General features: G+C 65.3%; 7 protein-coding genes and 2 pseudogenes. 8 read left to right on the top strand and 1 reads right to left on the bottom strand.

The features are described from left to right. Positions 1–242: 242 nt before the first annotated feature. Complete coding sequence (locus RT460_RS06660; RefSeq protein WP_313317935.1) at positions 243–782, top strand: DUF3828 domain-containing protein; 540 nt, start codon at positions 243–245, stop codon at positions 780–782. A gap of 283 nt (positions 783–1,065) precedes the next feature. After that, on the top strand, positions 1,066–1,581 hold the full coding sequence (locus RT460_RS06655) for a hypothetical protein (protein WP_313317934.1): 516 nt from the start codon (positions 1,066–1,068) through the stop codon (positions 1,579–1,581). A 54-nt stretch (positions 1,582–1,635) separates the two neighbouring features. On the opposite strand, the gene RT460_RS06650 is transcribed toward RT460_RS06655, so the two are convergent. Continuing rightward, positions 1,636–4,047, bottom strand: a complete 2,412-nt coding sequence (locus RT460_RS06650) for a membrane-bound PQQ-dependent dehydrogenase, glucose/quinate/shikimate family (protein WP_313317933.1) — start codon at positions 4,045–4,047, stop codon at positions 1,636–1,638. A gap of 406 nt (positions 4,048–4,453) precedes the next feature. Between RT460_RS06650 and RT460_RS06645 the strand changes: the two genes are divergently transcribed. From RT460_RS06645 to RT460_RS06620, 6 genes and pseudogenes are all read left to right on the top strand, one after another. Further along, positions 4,454–4,702, top strand: coding sequence for a helix-turn-helix domain-containing protein (locus RT460_RS06645; RefSeq protein WP_313317932.1), 249 nt, complete (start codon positions 4,454–4,456; stop codon positions 4,700–4,702). After that, positions 4,702–5,985 carry a HipA domain-containing protein gene (locus RT460_RS06640; RefSeq protein ID WP_313317929.1) on the top strand — a complete coding sequence of 428 codons (1,284 nt, stop codon included), beginning with the start codon at positions 4,702–4,704 and terminating at the stop codon, positions 5,983–5,985. Before RT460_RS06645 ends, RT460_RS06640 begins: the two co-directional genes overlap by 1 nt. A gap of 151 nt (positions 5,986–6,136) precedes the next feature. After that, positions 6,137–6,736 (top strand): GTP cyclohydrolase I FolE, encoded by a 600-nt coding sequence (folE, locus tag RT460_RS06635; RefSeq protein ID WP_313317928.1) that lies wholly within the window; start codon positions 6,137–6,139, stop codon positions 6,734–6,736. 22 nt (positions 6,737–6,758) lie between these two features. Continuing rightward, positions 6,759–8,228 carry a DUF3375 domain-containing protein gene (locus RT460_RS06630; protein ID WP_313317927.1) on the top strand — a complete coding sequence of 490 codons (1,470 nt, stop codon included), beginning with the start codon at positions 6,759–6,761 and terminating at the stop codon, positions 8,226–8,228. Between the two features lie 61 nt (positions 8,229–8,289). After that, a pseudogene (locus tag RT460_RS06625) lies at positions 8,290–8,910 on the top strand (DUF4194 domain-containing protein); the annotation flags it as partial. A 73-nt stretch (positions 8,911–8,983) separates the two neighbouring features. Continuing rightward, positions 8,984–12,352 (top strand): annotated as a pseudogene (locus tag RT460_RS06620) (SbcC/MukB-like Walker B domain-containing protein); the annotation flags it as partial. Between the last annotated feature and the right edge of the window lie 518 nt (positions 12,353–12,870).

The raw sequence follows: 12,870 nt of genomic DNA, 5'->3' as shown, positions 1-12,870 counted from the left end.
GACTTTCAGATCCCTGTTCCCCGGGTGCGCTGCGCTTACCCGGGCTACGGTGCTGTCAGTCCGCGCAGAGCACCCCTCCCCAACCCTCCCCTTGGCTATGCCAAGGGGAGGGGGCAGAGCGCTTGTCTCCCTCCCTTGCGCCGAAGGCGGAGGGGAGGGCTGGGGAGGGGTGCTTGAAAGCCTTTGCTTTCCCCAACAGTCCCGCCTAAAAAGATCCGACAAACGAACACGCAAGGAAGCAGATGAAAACCTTGACCGTCACCGCCTTGCTGGTCCTGGCCCTGAGCGGCTGCAACAAGGACGCACCGGCCACTGCCACGCCTGCGCCCGTCTCGGCATCAGCCAGCAGCAGCGAGCAGGACATCGCTTCGGCCCGCGTCTTCCTCAGCCATATCTACGCCGGCTATCACCCCGACGCCGGGCTGGACGCCATCCTGCCCGACGAAGAGGTCTACGCGCCGATACTGCTCGCGGCGATGCAGGCAAACAGCGAAGCCCATGACGGCGAAGTCGGCTATCTGGACGGCGACCCGCTCTGCGACTGCCAGGACACCGCGCAGGACCTGCGCCAGCTCACGTTCGACATCCAGCCACTGGCAGATGGCCAGCTGCGCGCCAGTACCCGGCTGGATGAGCCCGAACGTCCCCTGGACCTGCAGTTGACCTTGCAGCGCCAAGGCAGCAACTGGCGGGTTGCCGATATCGCCACACCCAGCGTGCCCAGCCTGCTGCAGGCACTGCAGCGCGACACCGCGACGGCGACGAAAAGCGCCAAGCCTTGAGATAACCGGGTCGATACCGAAGCGCTCCGTCGTGCATCTTCCTCCAGACGACACGTCTCGGATGGGCGCAGCGTTGTTCTTCGCGCAAGGCTTGAAGCAGGCGTAGCCCGGGTAAGCGCAGCGCACCCGGGGAATGGGGATATGGAAGTCTTTCAGAGTGTCAGCCAACAGCCCCGGGTGCGCTGCGCTTACCCGGGCTACGGCACGTGGTCGCGCCCAGGAAGAAAATGCTCCTTTCACGGGCGTTGTTCTAAAAGAAAAGAAAACTACGGCGGAATGCTCGATGGACGCATCTCGATGCTGGTCAGCGTTGGTGACCTTGGCCGCACTAGTAGCGCTGCCCGCACATGCAGGTGGGCAGCCGGCTCCCGTCACGCGGGCGAACGATGTTCCGGCGCAGAACGCCGTGCAGGCGAGTGCTGAGCAGAGCTATCTGCATGCCGAGCGCATTGGCGCAGGCAAATACCGTGTTGTGATCACCGCCACAGCGGATGACACGCTGTACCTGAGCAACTGCAATGGGCAGATGATGTGGTTTGTGGCGTTGCCTGAGGGCGGTTATCCCCCTAACTGGGAGCCAAGGCCGGTGGATTTGTGCGAAGGGCCGACCAGCGTCGTGGAAGCGGGGCAATCACGCATGTTCGAGGTGAACCTGGGGCGACGCCCTGACGATGACTCCCCACCGCGCAAGGTCCACATCGTGTTGCCCGGGATGGCAACCACGCCGCATCTGGGCTATCCCCATCCTCACATGCCCATTCCGCCGGAGAAGGCCAGATCCAACCTGGTGACGTGGTGAACAAAAACCCCGGCGCAGGCCGGGGTTTTTTCGTGTCCATTACCGACGTGCGGCTTACTTCCTGTCTGGCAGCGCGTAGGCAATCAGGTAGTCGCCGACATCCGGCGAATGGCTGGCGCCGCCGGCCGAGATCACCACGTACTGCTTGCCGGTCTTCGGTGACACATAGACCAGCGGCGCAGCCACCGCGCCTACCGGCAGACGGACCTTCCACACTTCCTTGCCGGTGTCCGCGTCCAGCGCACGCAGGTAGTAGTCCTGGCTGCCGGCGAAGAACACCAGGCCCGATGCGGTGGCGGTGGGGCCACCCAGGGTCGGCATGCCGATCGGCATCGGCAGGTGGGTCTTGATGCCCAGCGGACCGGTGTCCTGCACGGTGCCCAGCGGCACCTGCCAGACCAGCTGCTTGCTGGTCAGGTCGATCGCGCTCATGGTGCCGAACGGCGGGGTCGGGCAGGGCACGCCCAGCGGCGACTGCAGGATGTCGATCTTGACGCCGCCATAGGGGCCGGCCAGCTGCGGACGGATGGTGCCCATGAAGCCGGGCACTTCGTCGGTGGAGATCTTGTATTTCCTGGCTTCCTCACGGGTCACCAGCGACATCCGCAGCGCCATGCGCATGTCGTTGACGAACATCAGGTTGCGCGTTTCATCAATCGAGATGCCGCCCCAGTTCATGCCGCCCAGCAGGCTCGGCCATTCGATGTAGGGCTGCTCGGTGGGCGGGGTGAACATGCCCTGGTAGTGCGAGTCCTTGAACTTGATGCGGCAGTAGAGCTGGTCGAACGGGCTTACGCCCCACATCGAACTCTCAGTCAGCGGCTCGGCACCGATCACCGGCATGCCCACCGACAGCGGCTGGGTCGGCGACAGGCGCTCGCCCTGGGCCTGCGGGCTGGTCGGCACCGTGGTTTCCTTGACCTCGGTGACGAAGGCGCCGGTGCGGCGGTCCATCACGAAGATGTGGCCGGTCTTGGTGGTCTGGATCAGCGCCGGCACCTTCTGGCCCTGCGCATTGGTCACGTCATACAGCACCGGCTGCGAGGGCACGTCGTAGTCCCACACATCGTGGTGCACCAGCTGCTGGCTCCAGCGCAGCTTGCCGGTGCTGGCATCCAGCGCCACCACCGAGGAGCCGAACTTCTCCTTCACCGCATTGCGCTCACCGCCCCAGTAATCGGGCGGGCCGTTGCCGGTGGGCAGGTAGACCAGGTTCAGTTCGTGGTCGTAGGTGGGGATGGTCCACACATTGGGGGTGGCCAGCTCGAAATCCTGCCCAGGCCGGGCCAGGTCATCGGGCTTGCCCACGTCCCAGGCCCAGGCCAGCGTGCCGTCGCGCACGTCGAAGGCGCGCACCACGCCGGAGGGCTCACCCTCCATGATGTCGCGCACCCAGCCGCCGATCACCGCCAGGTGGCCCATCACCACCGGGATCGAGGTCGGGTGGTAGCGCTTGCTGTCCTCGGTGGGGCCCATCTGCGGCTTCAGGTCGACATAGCCGTCGCTGCCGAAGCCCGGGCACAGGCTGCCGGTCTGCGCATCAAGCGCAAACAGGCGGGCGTCCACGGTGGACACCAGGATGCGCTGGCGGCACACCGTGTCGGTGTAGGCGGCCTTGGCGGCGGCTTCCAGGCTGCGGTCCTTGTCGATGTCGTAGTAGCCCACGCCACGGCAGGTCACGTGCTCGGCGGTGCGGGCCTTGGGGTCGAAGCTCCAGATCGCTTTGCCGGTGTCGCCATCAATGGCGGCCACCTTGTTCTCAGGGGTGCAGGAGTACAGGGTGGCGCCGATCTGCAGCGGGGTGTTCTCGTCCACGCCTACCGAGGTGCGGCGGCCGGTGTGGTAGGTCCAGGCCACCTGCAGCTGGTCCACGTTGTCGCGGGTGATCTGCGCGTACGGGGCGAAGCGGGTGCCGGCGGCATTGCGGCCGAAGAACTCCCAGTTGCCCGGGTTGCCGTCACTGGGCTTGGCGGCGGCAGGGTTGCCGCTCAGTGCTACCGGGTTGGACAGCCCGCCATGCGGGAAGAAACCGGCGACCAGCGTTGCCAGCAATGCCGCGAAGGTGACCAGTGCGCCGCCATTGCGCCAGCGGCGGGCGGCGTTGCCGGTGCCGGGGTAGCCCGCGCTGGACCACAGCGTCAGCATCAGCAGCAGGGCCGGCACCACCAGCCGTGGCAGCAGTTCCCAGTAGCCCAGCCTGGGTGCATCGAACAGCGCCCAGACCAGGGTGGCGGCAAACAGCAGCAGCGACGCCGCCGCGGTCAGGCGTGAGCGTCGCAGCACCAGCACCGTCAATACCAGGTAGGCCAGACCGGCCAGCAGGTAATACCAGGAGCCGCCCAGGCTCAGCAGGCGGATACCGCCGGTAAGCAGGGCCAGGCCCGACAGCAGCAGTACCAGTGCCAATAGAAGGCGGGGGAGGGAACGCAGCAGGCTGCCGCGCGGTGATCCAGATGGGTCGACCATGACATGTCTCGCTCGGTGGACGGGATCAGGGAAAGAGCGGCATTGCCCCCGGCAGGCGCACGTAGGCGCGGGGCGGAAGGACGCTTCAGGCAGTCCCCTTCCGTCGTGGAGACGGGCCGATCTTTCGGTGAATGCGACATATGTTGCGCCGCACAAACGAAATAGTGCCTGAGTCAGGATGCAGGCAAGGTGATAGGCAATGCCGAAACGGGGCAGCAGAGTGAAAAGAACGCAGACGTTAGTTGGTACTGGATTCTGCTGATTTTTCTAGAAAATCTAACGCATGCATTAGACTTCATCCAAGAACGATGACTGTGGCTGAAAATATAAAGCAGACGTTATATTTCCCTTGTTATTCGTCATTGGCTTCAATAATCTAACGTAGGCTTTATATCTGGAGCGTCATATGCAGGTGCAGATCGATCAGGCTTCGGATATCGGCCAGTACATCCGCGCCGTGCGCAAGGCGCAGGGCCTGCGTCAGGATGATCTGGCGGCGATGGCAGGCACCAGCCACGTGGTGCTGGGCAATGTGGAGCGGGGCAAGGACACCGTGCAGATCGGCCGCGTGTTTGAACTGCTGCGGCAGCTGGGGATCCGCGTGCAGCTGGATCTGCCGGTGGAGCTGCCCCCGTCCACTGCGGAGCAGGGCTGATGGCGATCGAGGTCGAACCGAGGCAGCTTGATGTCTGGCTGGAGCAGCGGCGCATAGGTGAACTGCACGAACAGGGCAATGTGTGGGCACTGCACTACGACCCTGCCTGGCGTGACGATGGCTTTGACCTGTCACCCGCGCTGCCGCGCAGCGCAGGTGAGATCCACGACGGCAGCAGCCTGCGCCCGGTGCAATGGTTCTTCGACAACCTATTGCCGGAGGAGGCGGGTCGCCAACTGGTTGCTGCTGATGCCGGCATCAACGCCGCTGATGCCTTTGGTCTGTTGCAGCGGTTTGGCCCGGAATCGGCCGGCGCATTGACCCTGCTGTCACCCGGGCAGCAGCTGTCGCCGGCCGAGTTGCGGGCCCTGCCTGATGCCGAACTCTCTGCCCGCATCCAGGCCTTGCCCCGGCTGCCCTTGTCGCATGGCGCGCCCAAGCGCATGTCGCTGGCCGGCGCGCAGCACAAGTTGGCCGTGGTGTTGGACCAGCAACAGCTGTGGGAACCCGTCGGCCAGGCCGCCTCCACCCACATCCTCAAGCCGGACCATGAGCAGGTGGAGGATTACCCGCACAGTGTGATCAATGAATGGTTTTGCATGCGTCTGGCCGGCGCTTGCGGCTTGCCGGTGCCGGAGGTGCAGGTGCGGCGGGTACCGGAGGCGGTCTATCTGGTGCGCCGTTTCGACCGTGAAGGCGAGGGGCTGCAGGTGCGCCGCCGCTATGCACTGGACGGCTGCCAGTTGCTGTCGCTGGACGCGGTCTTCAAGTACCAACAGGCCAACAGCACCGCCCTGCGGCAGCTGCTGGACATCACCCGGATGCCGGCGGCCACACGCTTGGCATTGCTGCGTTGGCAGCTGTTCAATTTCTTCATCGGCAATGCGGATGCCCATCTGAAGAACCTCAGTTTTCTATGGAGCGGCAGGGGCTGGGAGCTGGCACCGCATTACGACCTGCTCAGTACGTCGGTCTATCGCGCGCCTGAGTGGGATGCAGAGGACCTGGTCTTTCCGATGGGCGGTGCCACGCGCTTTGCCAATGTCACCAAGGCAGAGATAGGGGCGTTTGGTCAGAGCATCGGCGTTCCGGTACGGCTGACCTTGCTGGAGCTGGAGCGCTTGGCCAAGGACCTGTGGCGGGAAGCACAGGCGATGCTGCAGGCCTATGAGCAGGGCATCACCCAGCAGGTGGACCCGGGCGAGGCGCGTTTGCTGCGGCAGATTGTGTACGGCCCCATCACCGATGCGCTGGCGTGGGCGTTCCGTTGGAGCCGTTCCTGACCGCTGCCAGGCGTTCATGCAAAACACCATTGAAAAACAAAGAGTTATTCATGGGCCGGCATAGGGGCGTGAGGTGATGATCGGCCTCTCCATGCCCTCCACACCCCCGGCTGGTAGCATGTCTACCCCGTAATCCAAGCGCAGTTCTGTAATGGCCGATTCCAAGAACCCATCCGTCACCCAGGCCCAGGCCGAAGAGGCCGTGCGCACCCTGTTGCGCTGGGCCGGTGAAGATCCCGCCCGTGAAGGCCTGCTCGACACCCCGCGCCGGGTAGCCGAGGCCTATGGCGACTGGTTCAAGGGCTACAATGACGACCCGCGCGAGTATCTGGCCCGTACCTTCGAGGAAGTGGCCGGCTACGACGAGATGATCGTGCTGCGCGACATCGAGTACGAAAGCCACTGCGAGCACCACATGGCACCGATCATCGGTCGCGTCCATGTCGGTTATGTGCCCAACGGCCGCGTGGTCGGCATCTCCAAGCTGGCTCGCGTGGTCGAGGCCTATGCGCGCCGCTTCCAGGTGCAGGAAAAGATGACCGCGCAGATCGCCGACGTGATCCAGGACGTGCTGCAGCCGATGGGCGTGGGCATCGTGGTGGAAGGCTCGCATGAGTGCATGACCACCCGCGGCATCCACAAGCGTGGCGTGTCGATGGTCACCTCGCGCATGCGCGGCACCTTCCACGACGACGCGCGCACTCGCGCCGAGTTCCTGCGTTTCATCGAAGTCGGCCACGCCCGACGCTGAGCCCAGGGACCGCGCGCGCTCGATGAAGTACCGCCAACGTATCGCCAGCTACCAGCGCCTGCGCGAGCAGCCGCTATGGAAACTGCTGGCCTCCGACCGCGCCCCGGTCCTGATCGGCCTGCTGCAGGGGCTGTTGCTGGAAGCGGACCGCCGCATTCCCGGCTCCATCCTTGCCGAGCGCCTGCAACAGCAGCTGGATGCGCTCAACGGCGAGGAGCTCGATGTCGAGTTGCCGCGTACCGCGCAGGCCTACATCGCCTACTGGCTGGCCCAGGGCTGGCTGGAGCGGCGCCTGCCCGAAGGTGCCAGCGAAGAAGAATACGAGCTGTCGCGGCAGGCCACGCAGGCCATCCGTTTCATCGCCGGCATCGAGCACAACGCCAGCCTGGCGACGGAAAGCCGCCTGGCGATGGTCATGCAGCAGCTGTCGCAGCTGGCCCAGCAGACCGAATCCGATCCGGAAGCACGACTGGCCGCGCTCAAGGCCGAGCGCGACCGCATCGATGCCGAGATCGCGCAGGTTGGCACCGGCAAGGTCAGCGCGCTGGATGGCAAGCGCGCGCTGGAACGCACCCGCGACGTGATCCGCCTGGCCGATGATCTGGCCGAGGACTTCCGCCGCGTGCGCGATGACTTCGAGCAGCTCAACCGCCGCTTCCGCGAGCGCATCATCGACGACGAAGGCGCACGCGGCGATGTACTCGACCGCCTGTTCAACGGCGTCGATGTGATCGGCGAGTCCGATGCCGGGCGCAGCTTCCAGGCCTTCTGGGACCTGCTCAACGACCCGCAGCGCAGTGCCGAGCTTGATGCGGCGCTGGACACCGTGCTCAACCGTGGCTTCACCCGCAAGCTGGACCGCAACGAGCGCACCTTCCTGCGCAACTTCACCAGCACCCTGCTCGAGCGCGGTGGCCAGGTGCACGAGGTGATGCAGCATTTCGCGCGCAGCCTGCGTGGCTTCGTGCAGAGCCGTGGCTATCTGGAACAGCGTCGCCTCAACCAGCTGCTCAAGCAGGCGCAGGGCCAGGCACTGCTGCTGCGCGACGAGGTGCGGCCCACTGCGCCTACCGGTTTCGTGTTGCCGCTGTCCTCCACGCGCGTGCGCTCGATCGGCCAATGGCGCCTGCACGACCCGCGTAGTCACCAGGTCGATACGTCGATCTATTACGCCGAGGCCGCCGAGATCAGCCTGGACAGCGTCGGCGACCTGGTCGCGCAGTCGGAAATCGACGTGCGCACCCTGAAAGACAATCTCTTCATGCTGCTGGGCAACCGCCCGCGCCTGAGCATCTCGCAGGTACTGCGCGAGCGGCCGGCGCGGCAGGGCCTGGGCAGCGTGATCGGCTATCTCTCCATCGGCACCCGCCACGGCAAGGTGATGGCCGACCAACTGGAAACCGTGGAATGGACCGGCGCGGATGGCGTGGTGCGACGCGCCCGCGTGCCGCTGGTCTGGTTCCTCAAGGAAAGACGCGATGAACTGGTCTGAGACCGAAACCGAAAACGAAATCGAGGCAACGCCGGCACCGGCCGCACCGGTACTGAGCGGCGGCGCCCTGTTTGTCGGCGACACCGGCAGCCTGCCGCTGGAAGCCCGTCGCGCGCTGTGCCTGTTGCTGGCCGGCCCCAGCGTCGATGCACAGCGCCAGCCGGCGCAGTGGGCGGCACTGCTGCGCAACGAAGACGAAGTACGCAGCCTGCTGTGCGAGCTGTTCCTGGAGCTGGTGCTGGACCGCGACGGTGGCGTTGCCTTCACCCGCCAGTACGACACCGCCGAGCTGGATTCGCCCACGCTGCTGCGCTCGGCACCGCTGACCTTCATCGAGTCGGTGCTGCTTTTGTTCCTGCGCCAGCAGCTGGCCGAAGCCGACACCCGCGGCGAACGCGCGGTGGTGGCCGATTTCCAGCTGGTGGAAGCGATGAGCATCTACCAGAAGAACGTGTCCACCGACCAGGCCGGTTACGGCAAGCGCGTGGCCGCGGCCATCGCCAAGATGCGCGAGAACCAGCTGCTGTCCAAGCTGCGCGGCAGCGAAGACCGCTACGAAGTGTCGCCGGCGCTGAAGCTGCTGTTCTCGGCCGAGGACGTGCAGGCGCTGGGCGAGGCCTACCGCCAGTTGCGTGATGGCGACAGCCCCTTGTTCGCCGCCAGCGACGACGCCGACGAATGATGCCTGGCCGCCGTGCCAGCGTGACCAAGAATGACTGCCGCCGCGCCTGCGCGGTGGTTGAAGGATGAGCCGTATGGAAACCACGTCCCACACCCTGCTTCCCACTGCCGCGTTGTTCAACGACCCGGCCAGCGACGCGCGTGCAAGCCAGTTCCGCATGCGCCGCCTGCAGGTGCTCAACTGGGGTACGTTCTCGGGCCTGACCGAGGTGCCGATCGCCGAGCGCGGCTTCCTGTTCGTCGGCCGCTCGGGTTCGGGCAAATCGACCCTGCTGGACGGCATGAGCGCGCTGCTGACGCCGCCGAGCATCGTCGACTTCAATGCTGCCGCACGCGAGGCCGAGCGGTCCGGTCGTGACCGCTCGCTGGTGTCCTATGTGCGCGGTGCCTGGGCTGACCAGCAGGACAGCGAGTCCGGCGAAATCGCCACCCAGTACCTGCGCAAGGGGGCTACCTGGAGCGCGCTCGCGCTGGAATACCTCAACGCCCGCGGCGATGCGGTGTCGATCGTGCGCCTGTTCTGGATCGCTGGTGCCGGCACCTCGGCCAATGACGTGCGCAAGCACTACATGGTGATCCCGCGTCGTTTCGACCTGGCAAAGGAAATGGAAGGCTTCGACCTGGACCTGCGCAAGCTGCGTGCGCGGTTGGCCGATGACGTTGCCCACTTCGACACCTTCACCGGTTATGCCGAGCGCTTCCGTCACCTGCTGGGCATCGGCAACGACATGGCGCTGCGCCTGTTGCACAAGACCCAGTCGGCCAAGAACCTGGGCGACCTCAACGGCTTCCTGCGTGGCTTCATGCTGGAAGAACCGCGTACCTTCGAAGCCGCCGATCGCCTGGTCGATGACTTCGCCGAACTGGATGGTGCCCACCATGCGGTGGTCACCGCGCGCCGCCAGGTCGAGACCCTGACCCCGGCACGCGACTTCCACCACAACTTGATGGAGCTGCGCAAAGGCGTGGCCACGCTGCGCGATCTGCAGATCGGCATCGATGGTTTCCGCGAGGAAAAGCGCCTGGCCCTGGTCAACGAGCGCCTCAAGGAAGTGGAGATGCTCGACCGCGGCCTGATGGGCGAGGAAGGGCAGCGCCGGCAGGCCTTGGACAACCACGAACAGAAGCTGGTCGACCTTGAGCGCCAACAGCGCGAGCAGGGCGGCGAGCGCGTCGAGGAAATGGAGCGCGAGCGCGCCCGCCTTGAACGTGAAGTGGAAGAGCGCGGCCGCCGTCGCAAGCAGTTGGAGCTGGCGTGCCGGCAGTTGGGCATGGCCCTGGCCGATACGGCCACCGGTTTCGCCGAGCAGGTCGAGCAGGCGCGTGCGCTGATTGACGGTAGCCGCGATGGCGCTGGCACCGTTGATGACGCCATCGCCGAGCGCATGGCCGAGCGTCGCGATGATGAGAAGCGCTTTTCCGCGCTGCGTATCGAACTTGAGTCGCTGAAGTCCGCACCCAGCTCGATCCCGGCGCCGCTGCAGCAGATGCGCGCACGCCTGTGCGAAGACACCGGCCTGTCCGAAGCGGCGGTGCCGTTCGTTGGCGAGCTGATCCAGGTGCGCGAGGACCAGATTGGCTGGCGCGGTTCGATCGAACGCGTGCTGCACGGTTTTGCGCAGTCGCTGCTGGTGGACGAGAAGAACCACCAGCAGGTGGCCGAGTGGGCCAACCGCACGCACCTGGGCACCAAGCTGGTGTACTTCCGCGTGCGCGACAACGAACTGCTGCATGCCCGCGAGCCGGACAAGCGTTCGTTGATCCACAAGCTGCAGCTGCGCGACCACGCCTATGGCGACTGGGTCTACAACGAGCTGCTGCGTCGCTTCGACTACACCTGCGTGGAGAACGCCGGCCAGCTGCGCAATGAAGATCGCGCGATCACCCGCGAAGGCCAGATCAAGCACCCCGGCGACCGTTACGAAAAGGACGACCGCCACGCCGTCAACGACCGCAAGCGCTGGATGCTGGGCCACGACAACCGCGACAAGCGCCGTGTCTACGAGCGCGAGGCGCAGGAACTGGCACAGCGCATCGCACGCAGCGAAGCAGACGTGGCAATGCTGCGCAAGCAACGCGAAAGCGGTCAGGAAAAGCAGCTTGCCGCACACTCGCTGGTCGAGCGCGACTGGGATGAAATCGACGTCAGTGCACGCCTGCAGCGCATGACCGACATCGACGAACAGCTGTTGGATCTGCGCGAGGGCGACAGCGCCCTGGCCCGCATCGGCCAGCAGATCGAACTGACCCGTGGCCTGCGCGACCAGGGCAAGCGCACGTATGAAGACGTGCGCCTGGAGCGCGGCCAGTTCTCGCGTGAGCGCGCGCGTCTGGAACAGCTGCGTGACAACGGCCAGGCCCGCGTGGCCAGCGCGCCGCTGACCGAACAGCAGCGTGAAGGCCTGGAAGCGCGCCTGCAGATTCTGCCGGGCTTGAACCTGGACAGCCTGGAAAGCCACTTCCGCGTGGTCGAACGCGGCTTGGCCGAGGAGCTGGGACAGAGCCAGGGCCGTGATGCCAAGCTCAGCCAGCACCTGTTGGACTGCTTCCGCAAATACATCCAGCAGTGGCCGGAAGATTCGGGTGATTTCACCGTGTCGCTGACCAGCGCCGATGACTTCCTGGCACGTCTTGCGCGTCTGGAAAGCGATGGCCTGCCGCGCCATGAAGGCCGCTTCTTCGAGCTGTTGCAGACCCAGAGCAAGAACAACCTGCTGGCACTGCAGCGTCACACTGCCGAAGCACACAAGGCGATCAAGCAGCGCATGGACGAGGTCAACGCCTCGCTGGAGCAGGTAGCGTTCAACCGCGGCACGGTGCTGGCCATCGATGTCAGTGATCGCCGGCTGCCGGAAGTACAGGACTTCCAACTGCAACTGCGCGCGGTGCTGACCCACCAGCAGACCGACGATCGTTCGCTGGCCGAATCGCAGTTCAACGTATTGCGTGAACTGGTACGACGCCTGGGTGCGCAGGAGCCGGAGCTGCGCCGTTGGCGCGAGCAGGTGCTGGACGTGCGCATGCACGTTGAGTTCATCGGTGTCGAACTGGACGCCGAAACCCGCGAGCAGGTCGAGATCTATCGCAGTGGCGCCGGCAAGTCCGGTGGTCAGCGACAGAAGCTGGCCACGACCTGCCTTGCTGCGGCCCTGCGCTACCAGCTTGGCGGCGAGGACGGCGAACTGCCGCGTTACGCAGCAGTGGTCCTGGACGAAGCCTTCGACAAGGCCGACAACGAGTTCACCGCGTTGGCGATGAACATCTTCGAGAACTTCGGTTTCCAGATGGTCGTGGCAACGCCGCTGAAGTCGGTCATGACGCTGGAGCCGTTCATCGGCGGCGCCTGTTTCGTCGAAATCAGCGGTCGCCATGATTCGGGCGTGTTGCTGATCGAATACGATGAAGCGGGTAACCGTTTGAAGCTGCCCGAGCGCGCGCGCGGTGCAGTTGCGCGCGAACAGGACGAGCAGCCTGTGGATGTGCCGGCGGCTGTTGCCGCTGAAGCGGCGGAGGTTGCCACACAGGTATCGGTGGCGAGCGATGGCGAGGCCGAGCAGGAAGTGGAAGCCAAGCCTGTCGCGAAGAAGGCCGCGAAGAAGGCTTCAACAAAGAAGAACATTCCGGCTTGATCACAGGAGCCCGCCGTCGGCCCCTCTCCCGCTGCCGATCCAGCGGTCCTCCCCTCTCCCGCCTGCGGGGGAGGGTGCCCCGAAGGGGCGGGTGGGGGCGCTTTTGCCGTTGCTCCCAGCGGGATGCTGTTGACCTTACTTGCAGGTAAGGCAAGAGCCAGAGCGATTCCCGCCTTCGCGGGAATGACGGCATAAAAGCAAAGTCTAAGCATCACCCCAGCAATCCACCCGGCGCGAGCCGACCCAGCTGTCCCCTCTCCCGCCTGCGGGGGAGGGCGCCCCGAAGGGGCGGGTGGGGGCGCTTTTGCCGTTGCTCCCAGCGGGATGCTGTT

It is taken from the genome of Stenotrophomonas sp. (genome assembly GCF_032061965.1).
Taxonomy (GTDB): domain Bacteria; phylum Pseudomonadota; class Gammaproteobacteria; order Xanthomonadales; family Xanthomonadaceae; genus Stenotrophomonas.
Note: the sequence above shows the minus strand (reverse complement) of the source record. Positions and strands in the feature narration are given on the sequence as shown.